At 59.6% G+C, this 21,007-nt stretch carries 20 protein-coding genes; 9 read left to right on the top strand and 11 right to left on the bottom strand.

The window, feature by feature from the left end; genetic code table 11:
- The first annotated feature begins 48 nt into the window (after positions 1 to 48).
- Positions 49 to 609, top strand: coding sequence for a DNA-3-methyladenine glycosylase (locus tag PYR65_RS24945; protein WP_276121412.1), 561 nt, complete (start codon positions 49 to 51; stop codon positions 607 to 609).
- Positions 610 to 726: 117 nt separating this feature from the next.
- Here PYR65_RS24945 and PYR65_RS24940 read toward each other — a convergent pair whose 3' ends face one another.
- From PYR65_RS24940 to PYR65_RS24920, 5 genes are all read right to left on the bottom strand, one after another.
- Positions 727 to 1,989: a PQQ-dependent sugar dehydrogenase gene (locus PYR65_RS24940; protein WP_276121818.1), complete on the bottom strand. Its 1,263-nt coding sequence runs from the start codon at positions 1,987 to 1,989 to the stop codon at positions 727 to 729.
- Positions 1,990 to 2,251: 262 nt separating this feature from the next.
- Complete coding sequence (locus PYR65_RS24935) at positions 2,252 to 2,437, bottom strand: hypothetical protein (protein ID WP_276121411.1); 186 nt, start codon at positions 2,435 to 2,437, stop codon at positions 2,252 to 2,254.
- Positions 2,438 to 2,717: 280 nt separating this feature from the next.
- Positions 2,718 to 2,993 carry a hypothetical protein gene (locus PYR65_RS24930; RefSeq protein ID WP_276121410.1) on the bottom strand — a complete coding sequence of 92 codons (276 nt, stop codon included), beginning with the start codon at positions 2,991 to 2,993 and terminating at the stop codon, positions 2,718 to 2,720.
- A gap of 56 nt (positions 2,994 to 3,049) precedes the next feature.
- Complete coding sequence (locus PYR65_RS24925) at positions 3,050 to 3,322, bottom strand: hypothetical protein (RefSeq protein WP_276121409.1); 273 nt, start codon at positions 3,320 to 3,322, stop codon at positions 3,050 to 3,052.
- A 186-nt stretch (positions 3,323 to 3,508) separates the two neighbouring features.
- Positions 3,509 to 4,873 carry a cytochrome P450 gene (locus tag PYR65_RS24920; protein ID WP_276121408.1) on the bottom strand — a complete coding sequence of 455 codons (1,365 nt, stop codon included), beginning with the start codon at positions 4,871 to 4,873 and terminating at the stop codon, positions 3,509 to 3,511.
- Between the two features lie 315 nt (positions 4,874 to 5,188).
- Between PYR65_RS24920 and PYR65_RS24915 the strand changes: the two genes are divergently transcribed.
- The 5 genes from PYR65_RS24915 (at position 5,189) to PYR65_RS24895 (ending at position 12,059) form a co-directional block, all read left to right on the top strand.
- On the top strand, positions 5,189 to 5,848 hold the full coding sequence (locus PYR65_RS24915; protein WP_276121407.1) for an ABC transporter ATP-binding protein: 660 nt from the start codon (positions 5,189 to 5,191) through the stop codon (positions 5,846 to 5,848).
- Positions 5,848 to 8,256, top strand: a complete 2,409-nt coding sequence (locus tag PYR65_RS24910; protein ID WP_276121406.1) for an ABC transporter permease — start codon at positions 5,848 to 5,850, stop codon at positions 8,254 to 8,256. The genes PYR65_RS24915 and PYR65_RS24910 overlap by 1 nt, the downstream gene beginning before the upstream one ends.
- Positions 8,246 to 9,316: a lipocalin-like domain-containing protein gene (locus PYR65_RS24905; protein ID WP_276121405.1), complete on the top strand. Its 1,071-nt coding sequence runs from the start codon at positions 8,246 to 8,248 to the stop codon at positions 9,314 to 9,316. Before PYR65_RS24910 ends, PYR65_RS24905 begins: the two co-directional genes overlap by 11 nt.
- A gap of 577 nt (positions 9,317 to 9,893) precedes the next feature.
- Positions 9,894 to 11,381: a nucleobase:cation symporter-2 family protein gene (locus tag PYR65_RS24900; RefSeq protein WP_407951357.1), complete on the top strand. Its 1,488-nt coding sequence runs from the start codon at positions 9,894 to 9,896 to the stop codon at positions 11,379 to 11,381.
- 72 nt (positions 11,382 to 11,453) lie between these two features.
- Complete coding sequence (locus tag PYR65_RS24895) at positions 11,454 to 12,059, top strand: nucleoside deaminase (RefSeq protein WP_276121403.1); 606 nt, start codon at positions 11,454 to 11,456, stop codon at positions 12,057 to 12,059.
- Positions 12,060 to 12,130: 71 nt separating this feature from the next.
- Here PYR65_RS24895 and PYR65_RS24890 read toward each other — a convergent pair whose 3' ends face one another.
- From PYR65_RS24890 to PYR65_RS24865, 6 genes are read right to left on the bottom strand one after another with little or no spacing between them, the layout of a single operon-like run.
- Complete coding sequence (locus PYR65_RS24890) at positions 12,131 to 13,021, bottom strand: SIS domain-containing protein (RefSeq protein ID WP_060637624.1); 891 nt, start codon at positions 13,019 to 13,021, stop codon at positions 12,131 to 12,133.
- A 59-nt stretch (positions 13,022 to 13,080) separates the two neighbouring features.
- Positions 13,081 to 13,944, bottom strand: coding sequence for an MBL fold metallo-hydrolase (locus PYR65_RS24885; RefSeq protein WP_276121402.1), 864 nt, complete (start codon positions 13,942 to 13,944; stop codon positions 13,081 to 13,083).
- 4 nt (positions 13,945 to 13,948) lie between these two features.
- Complete coding sequence (locus tag PYR65_RS24880; RefSeq protein WP_276121401.1) at positions 13,949 to 14,887, bottom strand: NAD(P)-dependent oxidoreductase; 939 nt, start codon at positions 14,885 to 14,887, stop codon at positions 13,949 to 13,951.
- The gene (locus PYR65_RS24875) at positions 14,884 to 15,834 is read right to left on the bottom strand and encodes a shikimate dehydrogenase family protein (RefSeq protein WP_276121400.1); all 951 of its coding nucleotides are present in this window, start codon (positions 15,832 to 15,834) and stop codon (positions 14,884 to 14,886) included. The genes PYR65_RS24880 and PYR65_RS24875 overlap by 4 nt, the downstream gene beginning before the upstream one ends.
- On the bottom strand, positions 15,831 to 16,484 hold the full coding sequence (eda, locus tag PYR65_RS24870) for a bifunctional 4-hydroxy-2-oxoglutarate aldolase/2-dehydro-3-deoxy-phosphogluconate aldolase (protein ID WP_276121399.1): 654 nt from the start codon (positions 16,482 to 16,484) through the stop codon (positions 15,831 to 15,833). Before eda ends, PYR65_RS24875 begins: the two co-directional genes overlap by 4 nt.
- A 29-nt stretch (positions 16,485 to 16,513) precedes the next feature.
- On the bottom strand, positions 16,514 to 17,137 hold the full coding sequence (locus PYR65_RS24865; RefSeq protein ID WP_276121398.1) for a glucose-6-phosphate isomerase: 624 nt from the start codon (positions 17,135 to 17,137) through the stop codon (positions 16,514 to 16,516).
- Positions 17,138 to 17,332: 195 nt separating this feature from the next.
- Between PYR65_RS24865 and PYR65_RS24860 the strand changes: the two genes are divergently transcribed.
- The 3 genes from PYR65_RS24860 (at position 17,333) to PYR65_RS24850 (ending at position 20,947) form a co-directional block, all read left to right on the top strand.
- Positions 17,333 to 18,313: a substrate-binding domain-containing protein gene (locus PYR65_RS24860; protein ID WP_276121397.1), complete on the top strand. Its 981-nt coding sequence runs from the start codon at positions 17,333 to 17,335 to the stop codon at positions 18,311 to 18,313.
- Between the two features lie 136 nt (positions 18,314 to 18,449).
- The gene (locus tag PYR65_RS24855; protein ID WP_276121396.1) at positions 18,450 to 19,961 is read left to right on the top strand and encodes a sugar ABC transporter ATP-binding protein; all 1,512 of its coding nucleotides are present in this window, start codon (positions 18,450 to 18,452) and stop codon (positions 19,959 to 19,961) included.
- A gap of 11 nt (positions 19,962 to 19,972) precedes the next feature.
- Positions 19,973 to 20,947, top strand: coding sequence for an ABC transporter permease (locus PYR65_RS24850; protein ID WP_060637623.1), 975 nt, complete (start codon positions 19,973 to 19,975; stop codon positions 20,945 to 20,947).
- Positions 20,948 to 21,007: the final 60 nt, after the last annotated feature.

Raw genomic sequence — 21,007 nt, 5'->3', positions numbered from 1 at the left:
TCATGCATGCCTTTGTGCGGAGCGCAAAACAACAGGAAACACGCATCGATGACAGTTGACCGGGAGTGGATGCACGCTTTTTTCGATCGCCCTGCACCCGCTGTCGCGATGGATTTGATTGGCGCTGAATTCGCTGTTGGCGGCGTTGGCGGTCTGATCGTCGAAACCGAAGCCTATACGGATGACGATCCAGCGTCGCACACGTACAACGGCCAGACCCCTCGAAACCGGGCAATGTTCGGGCCACCGTCGAGCATCTACGTCTATCGTTCCTACGGCATTCACTGGTGCCTGAATTTCGTCTGCCATACGGCAAGCGTCGTCTTGATCCGAGCCTTGGAGCCTCTGTCGGGTTTGGATCTGATGCGGCAGAGACGGGCGATGGTCAATCCTGCTCTGCTGTGTTCCGGTCCCGGACGCCTCTGCCAGGCGCTGGCCATTACAGGCGGCCTCAATGGCCTTTCCCTGTCCGACGCTATTTTCAGTCTTACCATCCCATCAAAGCCGTCGGCGGTAACTGCCGGACTTCGTATTGGTATTACCAAGGCGGCTGACGTTCCCTGGCGTTTTGGCATCAAGGGTTCACCGTTTCTCAGCAAGAAAATGTGACGGGAAGCCTCACATGTTGCTAAGAGCCGCCGTCAAATGAGAATGACGCGTCGGCAAAGCGTTCGCACAGCAGAAACCGGTAAACGCCTTCGCCTCTTACGCCATTTTCGAGAGCAGTTAGCGTGTCACACGCCAGATCGTGTTGCCGACATCGTCAGCGACAAGCAACGCGCCCGTTTTATCAACGGCGACGCCCACAGGCCGGCCCATTGCCTTATCATCGCCGCCGATGAAGCCCGTCAGAATGTCCTGCGGCTGTCCTGCCGGCTTTCCCTGCGCAAAAGGCACAAAGACAACCTTGTAACCGCTCCTCGGTTTTCTGTTCCACGATCCGTGCTGCCCCACAAAGGCGCCGTTCTTGTAACTCTCGCCAAACAGGTCGCCGGTGTAGAATGTCAGACCCAGCGATGCTGTATGCGGACCGAGCGCATAGTCTGGAACGATGGCTTTTTCCACCAGCTCCGGCCGTTGCGGTGTCACGCGCGTATCGACATGCTGGCCATAGTAACTGTAAGGCCAGCCGTAAAAGCCACCATCCTTGACCGACGTCATATAATCCGGAACCAGATCGCTGCCGATTTCGTCGCGTTCGTTGACGGCAACCCACAGCGCGCCGCTATCCGGCTGCCAGGACAGGCCGTTCGGGTTTCTGAGGCCTGACGCAAACAGACGGACTGCGCGGGTGGCAATATCGATCTCCAAAACCGCAGCGCGATTTTCCTCGGCAGCAATGCCGTTTTCACCGACATTGCTGTTGGAGCCGACCGTGGCATAGAGCTTCGTTCCGTCGGCGCTGGCAATCACGTCCTTCGTCCAATGATGGTTGATAGGACCGCCCGGCAAGTCGGCGATCTTTTCAGGCGCCGCCGTGATCTTGGTATCTCCGTCATTGTACGGAAAAGCCACGATGGCATCGGTATTGGCGACATAGAGCTTGCCGTTGGACAGCGTCATGCCGAAGGGGGAGTTCAGCCCCTCCAGAAAGGGTGAGCGGATTTCAGCAATCCCGTCGCCATCGGCATCGCGCACAAGCGTGATGCGATTGGCGCTCGGCACCTGCGCGCCGGCCTGGCCCATGACGAGGCCCATGACCCAGGCTTTGGGGCTGAAGCCGGTCTCTTCTTTCGGCGGCTTGTTGGTTTCGGCAATCAGCACGTCGCCGTTGGGAAGAACATGAATCCACCTTGGATGGTCAAAATCCTTGGCGAAGGCATTGACCTTGAAACCCTCAGCGGGCGTTGGCGTCTTGCCTTCCGGCCAGGATGACGCTTCGGCAATATTGACGGTTGGAATGATGGTCGGATTGGGTTTCGGCAAAACGGGCGAAGCGCCATATCCCTGATCAACAGAAACCGTCGCTTCTTCACGATCGAGCAGCACATATGCGCCGGCTGCGGCGCCTACAACAACCACGACCAACAAACCGGTGACAATTTTTTTCAAAGGGAGCTCCACAGGTGTGATTATGTTGCGCTCTTTAAACTCGCGGCGCTCCAATTTGTTGCAACGGCTTCTGCCAGCGGTTTGCGCGTGTCCGTTCGGGCCGTGCCGGTTTGTGTAAATCCAGGCAGATTGACCCCAACTTTCGCACCGCGTCGCTCGGTCTGGCTGCGTTGAGTCTCCGATGATTTCTCTTTTACAATCAGTCCTGGGCAATCTGCATGTCCAATGTGATGCGGCGGGTCTGCAGCGCGGTTTCAAGAGCACTGATCGCATCGTGGTCCCCCATGCCTTGGGCCATCAGGCTGTCGATCGCATCGGCAACCAATGCGGAGGCGATACTCCGGCTTTCCCCGTGCCGGTCAGTGCTCTCCAGATTTTCAGGCATCTGCATATTCTCCCACCCGCTTCCATCCGCACCGCAAGCTATCCCCTACACGCCCGGCACTCATCGTTCATGTTGACGGCATTCAAGATGGCCAGCCAAGCGCTTTCAACATCGGGCCTATGAAAGCCATCAGCGCGAAGCCGATGGCGACGACGATGATGGCAAGGATCAGAAACTCTGAGCGGCGTTTGGGCATCATGGCGCCATATTGGTTGTTGCGACATCACGACGCCGTAAAGATAGCCCCGATTCGTGCAAGGCCCGCATCTCGTCTATGGCGTCAGAGACTGCCGTCACCCTTGAAATAGCCGGGATATTGTACCTCTTCCGGATCGGGTTCATTGGGCTTTGGCTTTTTTGGCGTCGGCTTGCGTTTCTCAGCGGCCATGCTCCCATCATCGACACCAGCGGCCGGTTGCTTGTCAGTTGGGCTGACATCGTCAGCAGTCGTTGATTTATCATGATCAGTTATCGGCATGGCATTCTCCTTCGACGCAAAACGGGCAGAAGGGATGGATGGTTCCGTGCCTGACTGGTCTTTCCAATCCTCCGCCAAACTGCTCTCTCACGTCAGACAGGAAACTCCTGTCTTGACGGTCGCGGCGGCATCTCTCAGGCGCTGTTTCTGGTTGTTTGGTTGCATTCAGCTTCAACGACAATCTCGGTCAGATGCGTGAATCCGATGCGGGCTTTCGTCAGGATCGACGCATTGGCCACGGCCAGTTCCATCACATCCTTCAAGAGACCCATGATATAGTCAGCCATGCGTTTCTCCGCCGGGGTGGTGGAGGCGTTCGCTATGATCATGACGACGAGGCCGTACATTCGCCGGTAACTGTGGGGCTGACGCGCTTCGCGCAGCCATTCAATTCGATCTATTTCCATGCGGCTCCCCAAACTTGCAGATTGGAAACGCGACATACCCTTGAATGTTTCAGCGGCGTCCACCCTTGGTTAACCGCCGGTTAACGATGTCGGCCAGGTAGCCCGATCCGGAACGGGTATCGTCGGCATCGACACGCAGAATGCCCGCATCAAACAGATATCCCGCAGGCGCTTGCGGCAGGGTGGCTAAGCGTGCCGCTTTTCCACATGCATGAGCAGGCGCTGTTTGGGTCTCAACGTGACCTTCATCACAGGCGTTGGCGGTGTGGCGGTCGTCGAAGACAGATGGAATGTCTTGAGCAGGACCGAAAGGACAGCAACCGCCTCCATCATGGCAAAGGCGCTGCCGATGCAGACGCGGGGTCCGGCACCGAAGGGCATGTAAGCATAGCGGTGTCTTTGCTTGGTGTTTTCGGCTGTGAAACGCTCGGGGTCGAACGCTTCGGGGTTCGTCCAGATCGACCTGTGATGATGGACGGCGTAGATGGGCACATACATCACCGTCCCCGCCGGGATGTGAAAACCGCCAAGCCGGAAATCCTGCATGGCCGTTCGGGTGATGACGGGTGCAGGCGGGTAGAGCCGCATGGCCTCGGAAAAGACCTGGCGGGTATAGGTGAGTTTCGCAATATGCTCTGACGCCAGCGGTGCTCCTGCGGTCACGGCGTCGATTTCGGAAATCACACGTTCCTTGCATTCCGGGTGGCGCGCAAGCAGGTCGAATGTCCATGCCAGGCCGAGTGCGGTGGTTTCATGGCCAGCCGTGATGAATGTCATGAGATTATCGACGATCTCCTCGTCGCTCATCGTCCTGCCTGTTTCCGGATCAACCGCTGCCAGGAGCATGGAGACGAGATCATGACGGTCTTCCCCGCTCTTGCGCCGGTCCGCGATCACCCCTGCAAGGCTCGAGCGAAGGAATGTGACGGCCGCCCGCGATTTCCGGCGGCCGGGATAGGGCATCCATTCGGGCGCGCCCACCACGCTGAACGCGAAAGTCCACCCCGTCGGCCCGAGGAAATCGGAAATGCTTTTTTCGACCTTGACGACATCGATGCCATGGCCGCCCGACATCATCGTCTCGACAATGATGTCAAATGTCGTCCGCATCATTTCGTGCCCGACATCGACTTTCCCTGACGGCATTTCCAGCCAGCGGTCCCTGGTCGCCTCGGCTGCGGAAATCATTGCCGGTTGCAGATCAAGCAACTTGTCATGGCGGAAGGCCGAGGCGGCCGACTGCCGCTGCCATTTCCAGTGGGCGCCATCCGCCGTCAGCAAGCCTTGGCCAAGGGCAGGACCCAATGCCCGGCGAACCTGCTCACCCTTGCCCAGCGCATCTGCGTTCTTGACAAGCGCTTCATGGATCAGGGCAGGATCGGCAATATAGATCTTCACATCGCCGCCCATCTTCGAAAAGACGATGGGTTCATTAAAAATTGCCGGTGGCAGAGCATCCAGCGGATTTCGGATCAGAGAGACCAAAGCCTTTGGGGTCGATGTCCTAACGACAGGCCCCATAGGCTTGGAAGATTGGTTGATCCCATCCATTCGGTTCTCCATCCCATTCTTAAATCTAGTTTGAAATCGCTATGTCAGGACATGCCGCACTCGGCCATACTGCTGCGATCACCTGGCCTTAAACATAGGTCTTGGAAAGCTGCACACAAGCTATCTCCCCTGCCGGCCGGTGGGGACCCATGGACAGGCTGAGGCGTTTCAAGCCGTGGGCTCAGGAATTTCCAGCGTCATTTCGGCTGTTCGCTGGGTTTCTGCTTCCGGAGCCCTAGCTTTATCACATCAGCGTGTAGACGGATCGGCCTTGACGGATGAATGTTAAGAACCGCGTCACAACTCGGATATCGCATGCCTCTTCTTTCAGTCCAGAACGTCCGGAAAACCTACACGACGGCCGAAGGCCGTCTGGATGTCCTCAATGATATCCGCCTGACGCTGGAAGCCGGCAGGACGCTAGCGCTGACGGGTGAATCAGGAAGTGGTAAAAGCACGCTTCTCCATCTCGTCGCCGGGCTCGATGCGCCCGATGCCGGAGCGATCGTCGTCGATGGACTTGAAATCGCTGATATGAGCGAGCCCGGCAGGGCTGCGATGCGCCGCAACGTCGTCGGCCTGGTCTTCCAGCAATTCAACCTCATTCCGTCACTGAACATTGGCGACAATCTCTCCTTTCATGCCCGGCTCGCCGGACGCCAGGATAGGACGTGGCTTGACACGCTCACCGGGCGGCTGGGATTGCGCAGTCTTCTCACGCGATATCCAGAGCAGCTTTCCGGCGGCCAGCAACAGCGTGTGGCGATCGGCCGGACGCTTGCGGCCAAGCCGAAACTCATTCTTGCCGACGAGCCGACGGGAAACCTGGATGAGGCGACAGGCGATGCCGTCCTGTCGCTGATGCTTGAACTTGTGGCGCAGACCGGCGCTGGTCTTTTGATGGCGACGCATTCGCAGCGGCTGGCCGGGATGCTGGACGGCCGCATGCATCTTCATGCGGGAAAGATAGCCTGATGCTGGCAACGGCATTGCGCGCGCTCCTGTCACATTGGCGCCGCCGGCCCCTCCAATTCGCGATGCTGTTTCTCGGGCTGTCTCTTGCGACGGCCTTGTGGTCCGGCGTGCAGGCGGTCAATGCGGAAGCGCGCGCCAGCTATGATCGCGCCGCCGCGATGCTGGGCGGCGACAGGCTGTCGCAGATCGTCACGCAGGATGGCAGTTCGATTGCCCAGACGGATTACATCGCGTTGAGGCGTGGCGGCTGGCTTGTCTCCCCGGTCCTTGAAGGGGATCTCCGCGTCGGGACGGGCCGCCTGCATATCATCGGTCTTGACCCCATAAGTTTACCGGAGGGTGCAAGCCAGGTCGACATCAGTGGAGGCGGGGACCTCATTGCCTTCACATCACCGCCCGGCCTCATGATCGTGAACGCCGCAACTGCGGCATCACTGCGCGGGAAAGAGCCGGCGCCGTTGACTATATCCGAAAGCGTTCCTCCCGGAACGGCGATCGTCGATATCGGCATTGCCCAGACGCTCCTGAACCAGCCTTCCATGATCAGCCGTATGATCGTTTCTCCCAAGCAGCAGGAACGCCGCGTCACACTTGAAGACGTCTCTGCAGGGTTGATTGTCAAGGCTCCGGACCCGCAGGGGGATCTCTCGCGGCTGACCGGAAGCTTCCATCTCAACCTCACGGCTTTCGGCATGCTGGCCTTCGCCGTCGGGCTGTTCATCGTCTATTCCGCCATCGGTCTTGCCTTCGAGCAGCGGCGATCGACGTTCCGCACGCTCCGGTCCATCGGCCTTTCGGCACGCGCGCTGGTCGGGCTGCTTCTCGCCGAGCTTCTGGCGCTCTCGGCTGTCGCGGGCCTTGCGGGCATCGCACTCGGATACTTGATGGCGTCGGCTTTACTGCCAAATGTGGCAGCGACCCTTCAGGGCCTGTACGGAGCGAATGTTCCGGGCACGCTGACGCTGCGGCCCGAATGGTGGGCAACGGGTCTTGGCATCGCCATTCTCGGAACGCTCGTTTCGGCGGCGCAAAGCCTCTGGCGGGTCTGGCGCATGCCGATCCTTGCGCCAGCTCACCCCCGGGCCTGGGCGCTCGCGTCGGAGGGGCTTTTGCGTTTTCAGGCGGTGGCTGCCATCCTCTTTCTGCTGTTGTCTTTCGGACTGGCGAAATGGGGCACGGGCCTGGTCGCGGGGTTCGGCGTTCTTGGCGCTCTCTTGCTGGGATCGGTTCTGCTCCTGCCCGTTGTTCTCAGTCTTCTTCTGGCTGCAGCCCAGAGGCTTGCGGCTGGACCGCTGTCGTCATGGTTCTGGGCGGATGCGCGCCAGCAGGTTTCCGGGCTGTCGCTGGCGCTGATGGCGCTGCTGCTTGCTCTGTCTGCCAATGTTGGTGTCGGGACGATGGTGTCGAGTTTCCGGTTGACATTCACCGGCTGGCTGGATCAGCGCCTGGCAGCCCAACTCTACGTCACCGCACGATCGGACGCGGAAGGCAGCGAAATCAGCAATTGGGCAAGCACGCGGGTCGATGCGGTCCTGCCGGTGTGGAATACGCAAGGGAACTTCGCCGGGCAGATGGGACAGGTCTTCGGGATCAAGGACGATCCGCTCTACCGCCGGAACTGGCCGCTTTTACAACAGGCACCTGATGTCTGGGACAGGGTCGAAGCCGGGAGCGGCGCCTTGATCAACGAGCAGCTCTTCAGGCGGGCGCATCTTGAGCTCGGCGCCCCGCTTGTTCTGCCCGGCGGCTGGAAGACGGTGGTCGTCGGCGTCTATTCCGACTATGGCAACCCCACGGCCCAGGCCATGGTCGGCCTTGACGGGTTCATGACCCATTATCCCGAAGCACCGAGGCTCAGATATGCGCTGCGGATCGATGCCGCGGATCCGAATGCGATTGCTGACGAGCTGCGATCGGTATTCGACCTTCCCTCTCAGAATGTTGTCGATCAGGCCAGCATCAAGGAAAAATCGCTGGAGATCTTCGAACGGACCTTCGCCGTGACCGCCGTTCTCAACGTGATGACGCTCGGCGTCGCGGGATTGGCGATGTTTGCAAGTCTGCTGACGCTATCGGGAATGCGGCTCCCGCAGATCGCGCCACTCTGGGCTTTGGGGCTGACCATGAGACATCTGGTCCTGCTCGAACTTGCCCGTACCATGCTGCTTGCGATCTTCACCTTCGTTGCCGCAGTGCCGGTCGGGATCGGCATGGCCTGGGTTCTGCTAAGCGTCGTCAATGTCGAGGCTTTCGGATGGCGTTTGCCGATGCATCTGTTTCCGATGGATTGGGTTGTGCTGGGTTTCTACGCGCTCGCCGCCGCGCTGCTGGCAGCGCTTATTCCGCTCAGGCGGCTGATGCTGATATCACCGGCCGATCTTCTGAAGGTGTTTTCCAATGAACGCTAGAACGTCGTCTGTTTTGATTGCGGTCATTTTCTCGTGTTGGGTGGGAGCAACCGCCTGGGCGCAAGGCTTTGCAGGGCTTGGCACCAGCGCGGATGGTTTTGCCGTCCCGCAGCGCGGAACGGAATTCCAATTTCCGGATGATTTTGGAGCGCATCCCGATTTCCGCATCGAATGGTGGTACATCACCGCAAATCTGAAAGGCCCGGATGGAACCGACTACGGCATCCAGTGGACTCTTTTCCGGTCGGCCTTGAAACCCGGCGAAGCCGCAGGCTGGTCGAGCCCGCAGGTCTGGATGGGCAACGCGGCCCTGACGACGCCAAGCCACCATTTCGTCTCCGAAAAACTGGCACGCGGCGGTGTGGGGCAGGCGGGTGTGAAAGCAAATCCGTTCTCAGCTTTTATCGACGATTGGACAATGAGGAGCCCTTCCGGCACGGCATTCGATCTTTCCAGCCTGGACTTGTCCGCCAGTGGTCTCGATTTTCGATACGACCTCAAGCTTCTGGCAGATGGACCGCTGGTGAAACATGGTGAGAACGGCTATTCGATAAAATCCGACGCCGGGCAGGCCAGCTACTATTATTCGCAGCCGTTCTATTCGGTCACGGGAACGCTGGATACGCCGCAGGGGCATGTCGAAGTTACCGGAAAGGCCTGGCTTGACCGGGAATGGTCAAGCCAGCCTCTGTCTGACAATCAAAGCGGCTGGGACTGGTTTTCGCTGCATTTCGATGATGGTGCCAAGCTGATGGCTTTCCGTGTGCGCGACGACAAGTCCGGCTACGTGACGGGAACGTGGATCGCATCGGACGGAACGCCGGCGCCGTTGAAGCCCGGTGAGGTCATCCTGACGCCAACCAGCAGCCAGGAGGTGGCGGGCCGTCAACTGCCGCTCACCTGGACCATCGAAGTCCCCGGAAAAGGCTTGAGCGTCACGGCATCGGCTTTGAACCCCAATGCCTGGATGAACACGCGTTTTCCTTATTGGGAGGGCCCAGTCCAGATTTCCGGGACGCATAAGGGCCGGGGATATCTGGAAATGACGGGCTACAAGTGATGGCGATGATGCGTTTTACCGAACGAGATTTCCCTCGACTTTCGCGAAGGTGTTTCGTCTTTTTCGAGACGATGGCATCGGCGACACGCCGTTTGGAAATGGCGGCACGCTGATTTAATTGGGTTATTCACTGAGTTGCGGTCCATATTCAGGCGGAATACGCGGAAACGTCCCCATGATACGGCGGCGGCATCGCCCAGGTGTCTGGTTGACAGGTTCCGCGAAAAGAATGCAGGTTTGGGACACCGCAGGCAAAGCCCTGCCAGAAATACCCCGCTCAACACGTGTTGATGACGATCCGGAATTCGCACCTTCCGGAACAGGGTCCTAGCGAAGCTGGCCGGAAAGCCGGTGCAACTATGGAGCTGGTAAGGCATGCAATCCGACACCTTCTTTCACCACGCAGTTCGCGTTGGCGGCGACCGGGACACCCGCCTTTTGCGCCGCAATGGCCACAAACCGCAGTGGTCCCTCTTTCAGGCATGAGTTCAGCTCCGGCATGGCCTTAGCCCCGATGGCTCTGCCGCAACGCCTGATCGACAGGGGTGCAATCCAAAGCGAAGACGCTTGCAAAGGTATGGAGGAGTTTACCTTGGCACATAAAGAAGAGGACAGTGCGTTTAGCACGCGGCCGGAAGATGAAAAGCTCGGCATGGGAGCCAATCTCGCCTATGGGCTTCAACATGTTTTGACGATGTATGGCGGTATCGTTGCCGTGCCGCTTATTCTCGGACAAGCGGCCGGGCTCAGCACCAGCGATATCGGGCTTTTGGTGACGGCGTCGCTGTTCGCCGGCGGGCTCGCCACCATTCTTCAGACGCTTGGCCTGCCATTTTTCGGCAGCCGCCTGCCGCTGGTGCAGGGTGTTTCGTTCTCAGGCGTCGCGACCATGGTGGCAATCTCCGGCAATGGCGGCATCCAGGCCATTCTCGGTGCGGTCATCGTGGCGTCCGTGATCGGTCTTTTGATCACGCCGGTCTTTTCCCGAATCACGCGCTTCTTTCCGCCGCTCGTCACGGGCATCGTCATCACGACCATCGGCCTGACGCTGATGCCGGTCGCCGCATTCTGGGCGATGGGCGGCAACAGCAAGGCGCCGGATTTTGGAAGCCCCGCCAACATCCAGCTGGCTGCCGTAACCCTTGCCATCGTGCTGTTGCTGAGCAAGCTCGGAAGCGCCTCGATTTCGCGGCTGTCCATCCTGCTTGCCATCGTCATCGGCACCGGGATTGCCTACGTCGCCGGCATGACCGACTTTTCGCAGGTGCCGAACGGCCAGTTCTTCGCGCTTCCGGCGATCTTCCACTTTGGCTATCCCACGTTCGAAATCGCGGCGATTGTCTCGATGTTCATCGTCATCATGGTCACGCTCGTCGAGACGTCGGCGGATATTCTGGCCGTCGGCGAGATCGTCGAGACCAAGGTCGATTCCCGCCGCCTTGGCGATGGGCTGCGCGCGGACATGCTGTCGAGCATCATCGCTCCCGTTTTCGGATCATTCACACAGAGTGCGTTTGCACAAAATGTCGGGCTGGTCGCCGTAACCGGCGTGAAGAGCCGGTATGTCGTGGCAACGGGCGGCCTTTTCCTGGTTGCCTTGGGCCTCCTGCCGGTCGTGGGCCGCGTGGTGGCAGCCGTTCCAAGTTCCGTCCTCGGCGGTGCCGGGATCGTGCTTTTCGGCACGGTGGCGGCAAGCGGCATCCGCACCCTTTCGAAGGTGGACTACAACAACAATATGAACCTGGTGATTGTGGCGACCTCGATTGGCTTCGGCATGATCCCGATCGCGTCTCCGGGCTTCTACGAGCACTTCCCTGCCTGGTTCGCCACGATCTTCCATTCCGGCATCAGCTCTGCCGCCCTGATGGCAATTGTGCTCAACCTGCTGTTCAATCACATCAAATCGGGCAATTCCGACCAGCAGTCCGTGTTCGTCGCAGGCGTCGAGCGGAGTATCCGCTATCAGGATATCGCCCGGCTTCACGACGGCGACTATTTTCTCAACGGCAAACTCTATGACGCTGCGGGCGCCGAGGTGCCGCTGCTTGCGGCTCAAGCCCATTAAGCCCCCATCAACCTTCCGGTCCGGCCCGTATGGCACCCGGACAATTGCCTGCAAATCTCCAAGGACAATGAGATGACTGACCACAATGAAACACTGAAACTGCTGGATGCCCTGCTCTCAACGATGGAAACCGGCATCATCCCGGCCACAGAGATGGGCGTGGCCGCTGGCAACAAGATTTTCGGCGCCGCCTTGCTGCGGAAATCGGATCTATCGACCGTTCTCGTCGAAACCAACAACGAGACCGAAAACCCGCTTTGGCACGGGGAAGTCCATACGTTGAAGCGGTTCTACGAAATGACCGGCTCCGAGCGGCCGGACTCGCGCGAGCTTATTTTCCTATCGACCCATGAACCTTGTTCAATGTGCCTTTCGGCGATCACCTGGGCCGGCTTCGATAATTTCTTCTATTTCTTCAGCCACGAGGATTCCCGCGATGCCTTCGCCATTCCCCACGACCTGAAAATCCTGAAGGAGGTCTTCACGCTGGAGCCCGGCGGCTATAACCGGACGAATGCCTTTTGGAAGGGGCAATCAATCCACGCCCTGATCGATCAGGCGCCGGAGCCGCAGCGCTCGCAGCTGCAGGAGCGGGCAGCCGCCATCGGCCGTAAATATGACGACCTTTCCATGGTCTATCAGGCGAGCAAGGACGGCAACGCAATCCCCCTCAGCTAAATGTCATGCTGTCGATGCGCCGCTGTCGGGTTAGCCCCGGCGGCGTATCGGCTGATTTCCCTTCGGGGCGGTTAAAGCGGCTGCATGCGGCGCATGTCCGTCAGCTGCCGTTTCATGCGGCTGACGCGTGCCTGCTCTTCCTGCGGCCTGCGCATGCCGACGGCGGTGGAGAGAATGTCGATGACGACGAGGGCTGCGATGCGCGAGATCGTCGGCGTGTAGGTATTGGTATTTTCCAGCGTCTCCACGATGATCGATACGTCGCAATAGGTGGTCAGAAGCGAATCCGAGCCGGTCATGCCGATAATCTTGGCACCGTTTTCGCGGGCAATGCGGGCGATCTCGATGATCGAGCGGGTTGTTCCCGTATTGGAAATGACGAAGGCAATATCCCCCGGCTTCATCATCGAGGCGACCATCAATTGCTGGTGCGAATCCAGCTGCGCGCCGCAGGGAACGCCGAATAGCGGGAACTTCTGCTGCGCGTCACGGGCGACCACTCCAGATGCGCCAAAGCCGAAGAACTCGATATATTGCGCTTCGCAGAGCAGATCGATCGCCCGTTGCACGGCGGCCTTGTCGAGATGATTGCGCGCCCAGTCGAGGCTGGTCATCGTATAATCGAAGATCTTCTCGGTGATGACTTCGGGCTCATCCGTGCCGAGCAACACGGAATGGGTGGCGGGTGTTCCAAGCGCCAGGCTTTGCGCCAGCCGTATCTTGAAATCCTGGAAGCCGTTGCAACCGATCGCGTTTGCAAACCGCACGACGGTCGGCTGGCTGACTTCGGCAAGGGCCGCAGTTTCCCCAACCGTCGCCGTGATGATGCGGCGCGGGTCCTGCAGGACGATATCGGCGACTTTCCGATCGGATTTGCGCAATTGCGAGCGCATGGTCCTGATCACCTCAATGACATTGCGGTTCGGGTTGGTGCGCAGGTCCGCGCCTGTATCAGTATCCATTGCAGCCGCCTTCATGTCATTCGCATTCACCCGGATCTTGGCCGCAGTGCGGCTTGATGCTAGCCTTTGCGCCATTCGAGTGCAATTGCTGCGCGTGCCCGCACAACACGGAGAGAAGCGGTGCGTTCGCTTGCGGCATCGATACGATCCGGATCCTCCGTGTTGAAGGCGAAAAGGCCGTAGTGGTGGGCGACCATTGCAGTGCAGCCAATCTCGGTGGCAACGCCGATCGCCTCGTCGAGCGTGAAATTTCCCGGCACTCCATTGTTGGAAAGTTCAGCCCTGCGGCCATTGACGGGCAAAAGGGCCAGATCCGGTTTCAATGCTGCGATATCCGCAGCGAGGCCTTCAAATGGGATGGAATCACCGGAATGCCAGATACGCACATTTCCGGTATCGATGAGATAGCCGAGGAAACGATGATTGCCGGCGTCGTCCGTCTCGAGCGTTTCATGCGCGGCGCGGGTCGCGGTCATGGTGATGCCATCAATCGTCAGCGTCTCTCCCGCATTCATCAGGCAAAGCCGGCCGTCAGGAAGCCCTGAGCGTTCGCGAACAGTGGATAGGGATGCCCGTGGCGCAACGAGAGACGCATGAGGGTTTGCCGCCATCAGCGGGATCAGCGTGCCGGGGTCCATATGGTCGGTGTGATGATGGGTACACAGAACCAGATCGACCGGCGCCAAATCGGCCGGCGCGATTGGCGCCGGCATCATGCGTTCATGGGGGCGGGCGGTGCCGCGATATTTTTCCGCCAGCGTATCCGAGAGATAGGGATCGATGACCATGCGGAATGTGCTGGTCTCGATGATGAACCCGGCCTGGCCGAGCCAATGAAAGCGTGTGTTGCCGGCTGCAACCGGCTGCGCCAGCGCCTTTGAAAGAGAGCGATCCAACGGGATTTCGACCAGCTTGTCCGTCATTGTGTCATGACGCCTTCAGGGCTGCGATCAGGTTGTTGGCGGCGATGCGGGTGGCGCGATCGACGCTTTCTTCCGTGAATCCGCCAATATGGCTGGTGGCGACCACGCGCGGGTGGGAAGCAAGCGACAGGGATGCCGGTGGCTCCTGGTCGAAAACATCCGTCGCATAGGCGCTCAGCCGTCCTTCGTCGAGTGCTTCGATCAGGGCGGGTTCATCGATCAGCCGCGCCCGCGCCGTGTTGATGATCACGGCACTCTTCTTCATCCGGCCGATCCGCTCGGGTGAAATGAGGGTGGAGCCATCGCGCGGCAGCGGGCAATGCAATGTCAGCACGTCACAGCTGTCGAGAATATCGTCGATGCCGGCATAGGAAAACCGGGAGGAGGGCAGGTCGAGATTGGGTCGCGCCGGGTCGAACGCGACGACGGAAGCGCCAAGGCCGATCACCATGCGCGCCACTTCGCGGCCGATCGCGCCGCAGCCGATAATACCGATCACGCGGTTCTGGATTTCCAGCCCGCGAACGCGTGGCCAGCCGCCTTTCTTGATGCCCGCATCCGAAAGCGGGATGGCACGCAAAGCGCTGAACAGGAGACCGATCGTCAGCTCCGCCACGCCCATGGCGTTGGCGCCCTCGGCAATCACGATTTTCACGCCTTTTTCGGACAGGATGTCCACCGGAAGGTTGTCGATGCCGACGCCATTGCGGCTGATAACGCGCAGGTCCGTTGCGGCATCGAGCACGCGGCGGGTGACCGGTTCAACGCCGGCCAGCCAGCCGACACAGCCCGGAACGAGCGCCACCAGTTCGTCCTCTGCAGGCATTGCTCCGGCGGTGGAATAGACGATCTCATATCCATCGTCGCGCAAGCGCTCGATATCGGGATGCGGTTCCGCCGTCAGAGACCGGGGTGTGACAAGAATGCGCTGCGCTGAGATCATCGTCCTGCCGCCTTCAATGCGATATCGGAAATCTGGTCGAATACGGGGCCGGAGGCCGGGATATCGATCGCGAAAACTTCGGCGATCACCTGCGTCCAGCCGTGCAGGAAATAAGTCCAGCCATCAACGACGGTAAGCGCCCGGTCCTTTTCCTGCGCGCGGGCCTGATCAAGAAAAATCAGGTCGCCGCGATAGTTGAGGTCCCAGACGACGGCGCGCTCCGGAAAAACCGCCGCATCCGACAGCGGCGAGCCCGGCGCGTCTTTTCCAAGGCCGGTCGCATTGATGACGAGAGAGCCGGGCTTCAAGGTTTTCAAAACGGCATCGTTATCTTCGGCTTTGGGCGCAAGGATATAGTCGATCGGGACCGCCGTTTCGATCCCGGCATGAATGGCACGAATTTCGTCGAGCCGGTGCTGGCTTCTGTTGGACACGACGATGCGCGAGGGCACGGCATGTCCGCGTGATGCCCGCATCAGATGCCAGGTGATGGCGATGGTGGAACCGCCAGCGCCCATGGAAAAGAGTTCGGCGCCGTTCGTCCCGAAATATCCTTGGCCGAGAAACCCATCGATCGACAGGCCGGACGAGATGGGGTCCTTGGCATGGCAGATCAGCTTGCCGTCCCGTTTGGAAATGCAGCTGGTCTCGCCCATCAGGGATGCATGCGGATCGATGACGTCGAAGAGGTCCTTGCAGGCGGCATAGAGGTCGATCTTGTGGGTCGTGACCAATGCGCCCATCGAGAGCGGATCGTCGCGGATGAATTCCACGGCAGCGCGATAGGCAGCGGGATCGTCATGCAGCTTGAAATCGATGCCCTTTATGACAGCGTCCTTCAGGCCGAGGAATTGCGCCCAGGCCGGAAAGACCTTCATGATCGAGCTTTTGGTTGTGGTCACGCCGATGAAGTAAAGGGTCGGCTGCGTCGCGGGGCTATAGATCACGCGCGTTTCTCCAGGGCTTGCTTGGCAACGCGAACGGCTGATGCTGCAGATTTTGCAATCTCGGCGAACCGGCCTTCGCGAATATCCTCAGTCTTGGCGATCCAGGTGCCGCCGACGGCGACCACGGCTTTCAGCGCCAGCCATTCGCCGATCGTCGCCTCGGTGACGCCGCCGGTCGGGATAAAGCGGATATTGAGATGGGCGAAGGGGGCAGAAATGCCGGCCAGCGCCTTGGGGCCGCCGGCAATGCCTGCGGGGAAGAATTTCGCCAGGCGCACGCCGCGTGCTGCAGCCAGCGACAGGTCGGACGGGGTCATGATGCCGGGGCAAAACGGCATGCCGGCTGCCTTCGCTGCATCGACGATCTCGGGATCGTAACCTGGCGCCAGCCCGAAGCGCGCACCGGATGCAACGGCGCGGGCGAGGTTATCCCGGTCGAGAATGGTGCCGGCGCCGATGCAGAGTTCCGGCCGCGCGTCGCGGATAGTGGCGAGCACATCGGCTGCGGCCTCGGTGCGGAAGGTGATTTCGGCAACGGGCAGGCCGCCTTCGAGCAGCGCGTCGGCCAGCGGCACTGCGTCTTCGACGCGCTCGATGGCGATGACGGGAACGACGCCCAGGCTGGCGATGAGATCAATCGGGTTTAGCATGGCATGTCCTTGTCTGGATTGGGCGTGTTTCAGGCGTAGGTTTTCATCAGCGCGTTGACGGTGGCGGTGGTGCGCGGCTTGTAGGCCTTGTTGTCGATCATTTCCCATCCGCCGGCAGCCGTTGCGACGATACGGTGGCGCATGCCGTTGGATGTCTCGATGATGCCGTAATCCTGGCCGCTATCGGATGGATAGGCGAACACCATCACCAGGTCCTCGTTGCCGACATTGATGGACCGGTGGATCCAGAAGGGCGGCACGTAGCAGATGGTTTGCGGGGCGATCTCGATGATGCGGGTTTCGCCATCCGGTGATTCCAGCTGCATCAGGCCATTCCCCTTCTGCCCGTAGTAAATCTCGGGGCGATCCGCCTTGGCGTGGATATGGCCGCGGGTCAGGAAATATTCGTTGCCGACACGGCCCGGATTCATCCGGGTGACGCCATAGATCAGATCTCCGGAATGCGTGCCCGGCTTGAAGTCTTCGACATCATAGACGACGGGGTCGCGGGTGGATGTGAGAAGGGCGCTGAAGGCGGCCTGGTCCTCATAAAGCCCGTCGAGCGCGCTCAGCCGCTTTTCGTAGCGACCGGTATTGCCGCTCATGCCGCCCTTGTCGATATCGACGGTGCTGGAAATCGGTTCCCGTATCATGAAAGCCCTCCAATTGGTAATTTCACTACATAAATAATTCTCAATTTTCGCACAAGAGAATTTTTTAGCCGTTTAATTACAAAATTGCTGAATAAATCCGCTAAATCCATATTGACGCCGATATTTTATGTAATTACGCTACTTAAACCATCAGAGGACACCTGGCGGCTCAAATTCAAGTGGAGGAGGAATTCCATGAACCTGATCAAGAAGACGACATTGAAGCTGGCGCTTGCGGCAGCTGTATCCGCCGCCGCCCTTTCGGCGGCCCAGGCTGCCGATTGCAAGATTGGCGTGTCGATGAAAACGCTCGATGCCCCTTACTTTGCAGCACAGGAAGTGTCGGCGAAAAAACATGGGGCGGAAGTCGGCTGCGAAATCATCGCCGTTGATGCGCAAAACGATCTCAACAAGCAGATTGCCGATGTCGAGGACATGGTTGCCCAGGGCATCCAGGCGCTGATCATCAATCCGCGCGACAGCCAGGGTCTGGTTCCGGCCGTCAATGCCGCATCGGCTGCCGGCGTCAAGGTTTTCGTCATTGATTCAACGCTGGATTCCAAGGCTGATTTCGTCACGTTGATCCAGTCGTCAAACGGCCAGAACGGCCAGCTCGTCGGTCAGTGGATCGCCGATCAGACCAAGGGCAAGGCGCTGAAGATCGCTCTTCTGTCTGGGGATAAGGGCAATGAAGTCGGCCAGGAGCGCCGCCTCGGCGTGCTCGCCGGCCTGCTTGAAGGCCAGCTCCGCAATGAAGGCCGCGCCAATTTCGAAGTCGTCGGCCAAGGCTGGGGTCTGTGGGGCAATGAGGGCGGCCTGAAGGCGATGGAAGACCTTTTGACTGCGAACCCTGAGATCAACGTCGTTCTCGGTGAAAACGATTCGATGGTTCTGGGTGCCCAGAAGGCGCTGGAACAGGCCGGACGCCTTGACGGTGTGCTGCTGGTTGCTGCTGCCGATGGTCAGAAGGAAGCGCTCCAGATGATCAAGGGCGGCACCTATGGCGCAACCGGCCTCAACGATCCGGCTGTTGTCGCGGCAACTGCCGTCGATATGGCCAAGCAGGCAATCGAGGGAACATTGCCGGCCGCCACGCCGAAGATCACCTATACCAAGCCGGTGGCGATCACGAAGGACAATGTCGATCAGTATTACAAGGCAGACGCTGTCTTTTAAGCCGCTGATCCTCCCGGGTGACGGCGGGGCGTAAAAGCGCCCGCCGTTTATCTCTCCTTTTCCATGTCGGACCGGAGCCGGTTTTCGCTTCGGACCGTGGCGTTCCAGGACGCCGGGTACGTGAAGAACCTGTGTCATGACCAAACTTGTTGAACTGACGGGTATCCGCAAATCGTTCGGGGGTGTGCATGCGCTGCGCGGCGTCGATTTTGCGCTGCGTGCGGGCGAAGTGCATGCGCTGCTGGGTGAAAATGGGGCCGGAAAATCGACGCTGATGCGCGTGCTCGGCGGCGAATATGTTCCTGACGGCGGCACGGTTGAAGTCGGCGGCGAGCCGCAGAATTTTCGCAGCCCGGCCGATGCGCTGCAGCGCGGCATTGCTGTTATCCATCAGGAAATGGCACTTGCGACGGATCTGACCGTCGCCGAGAACATCTTTCTTGCGGAAATTCCATCGCTGATCTCCTGGGGCGATCTCAACCGGCGCGCCACCGCTTTGATCTCCAGCCTCGGCTTTGACATCAATCCGCGCATGACCGTCTCCGATCTTTCGCTCGCTCACCAGCAGGTGGTGGAGATCGCCAAAGCCCTTTCCCGGAATGTCCGCATCATCGTCTTCGACGAACCGACTGCGGTTCTTGCCGTGCGTGATGCGGAACGGCTTCTCGGTATCATTCGGACGCTGCGCGACCGTGGCGTCGGCATCATCTACATTTCCCACCGGCTGGATGAGGTCTTCCGCATTGCCGATCGCATCACCGTCATGAAGGACGGCGCCTCGGTGAAGACGGTCGATCGCTCCGAAGTCGGGATCGAGGACGTCATCAACATGATGGTCGGCCGATCGCTGAAAGCGCTGTTCGGCGAGGATGTCGCACGCAGTCCGGGCCAAGAAGTCCTTAAGGTCGAGAATCTCTCGGACGGCAACCGCGTCAAGAGCGTGTCGCTCAGCGTCAGAGCCGGCGAAATTGTCGGGCTCGGCGGACTTGTCGGGGCTGGCCGCACGGAGCTGGTCCGGCTGATCTTTGGCGCCGAGAAGGCGAGGAGCGGCCGCATCCTGATCAACGGCAAGGAGTTCAAGCCACGCTCGCCCAGAGATGGTGTCAGAGCCGGCATCGGGCTCGTTCCGGAAAACCGCAAGGAGCAGGGCGTCATCCTCGATTTTCCGATCCGGACCAATGCGACGATGACCAAACTTGGCCCTTTGGTGAATGCCTTCGGCTTTATCAAGCGGGCGAAAGAACGCGCCACAGTCGAAAAGCTTGCCGCGCGGCTGCGCATCAAGGCGGGCGATCTCGGTGATCCGGTATCGAGCCTATCAGGCGGCAACCAGCAGAAGGTCGTTCTGGCAAAATGGTTTCATGCTGATGGCGCCGTGCTGATTTTCGATGAGCCCACCCGTGGTGTCGATGTCGGTGCCAAGACGGAGATCTATTCGCTGATCAAGTCGCTCGCTGCGGAAGGCCGCGCCGTCCTGGTGATTTCCTCCGAACATCTCGAACTGTTCGGCCTGTGCGACCGGGTGCTGGTCATGCGGGAAGGGCATCTGACCGGAAGCCTCGAGCCGCAGGACTATTCGGAGGAAAAACTTCTCAAGCTGGCGATGGTCAGCACGTCCGGTCCCTTGCAACAAGAACCAGCACACTGATGGGTACAGCCATGACAGACATAGCCGAAACCGGCCCGCGCCGCTCGATCAATATCAGCAGCATGCTACATCGCTACGGCACGTTCGTGATCCTGATCGCCTTGCTGATCGTGGCAGCGTCAATGTCCGACGTCTTTCTCACGCAGCGAAATCTGGTCAACGTGCTTCGCCAGATTTCGGGCACCAGCCTCATGGCCGTCGGCATGCTGTTCGTCATCCTGACGCGCGGCATCGACCTGTCGGTCGGTTCCATCGCTGCCCTCGGCAGCGTCATATCGGCCATTCTGATCCAGCAATATTCTCCTGGCGTTGCCATCGGTGCTGCGGTGATCGCCGGCGGTCTCTGCGGCGCCGTTTCCGGTGGTCTCGTTGCCTATCTGAAGCTGCCACCCTTCGTCACGACGCTCGCCATGATGACCATTGCGCGCGGTCTTTCCTATATCGTCTCGACCGGACAGCCGATCGTCATGGGTGAGGCGGGCGCCTTTATCACAGGCTTCGGCTCCGGTTCCCTGATCGGCATTCCCTATCCGATCATCCTGATGGCGATCGTTTTCGCCATCGCCGGTATCGTTCTGGCCTTCACCCGTTTCGGCCGCCTGGTCAAAGCGATCGGCTCGAATGCGGAAGCTGTCCGTCTGTCGGGTATTCCGGTCGCCCATTATACGATGTCGGTCTATGTCATCTCCGGCTTTCTCGCCGCTCTTGCCGGCATCGTCTCCACCAGCCGCACCGGCGTCGGATCGGCCAATATCGGCGTCGGCGCCGAACTCGATGCCATCGCCGCCGTCGTCATCGGCGGCGCCAGCCTGATGGGCGGGCGCGGCGGCGTCATCAATACCCTGATCGGCGTCCTGGTTCTCGGCATCATCGCCAACATGATGAACCTGGCGCGTGTGCCTGGGTATCACCAGCAGGTCTTCATGGGCTGCATCATCATCGGCGCGATGCTTCTTCAGTATGCATCGACGATCTTCAAGCGGTAAGGTCTTTTAAAAGAAGTGGTTTCGCAGGCCGTTTGCGAAACAGACAGATGATATCAGCAT

The organism is Pararhizobium qamdonense (assembly GCF_029277445.1).
GTDB classification, from domain to species: Bacteria; Pseudomonadota; Alphaproteobacteria; order Rhizobiales; family Rhizobiaceae; genus Pararhizobium; species Pararhizobium qamdonense.
This window is presented reverse-complemented; position numbering and strand designations above follow the sequence as displayed.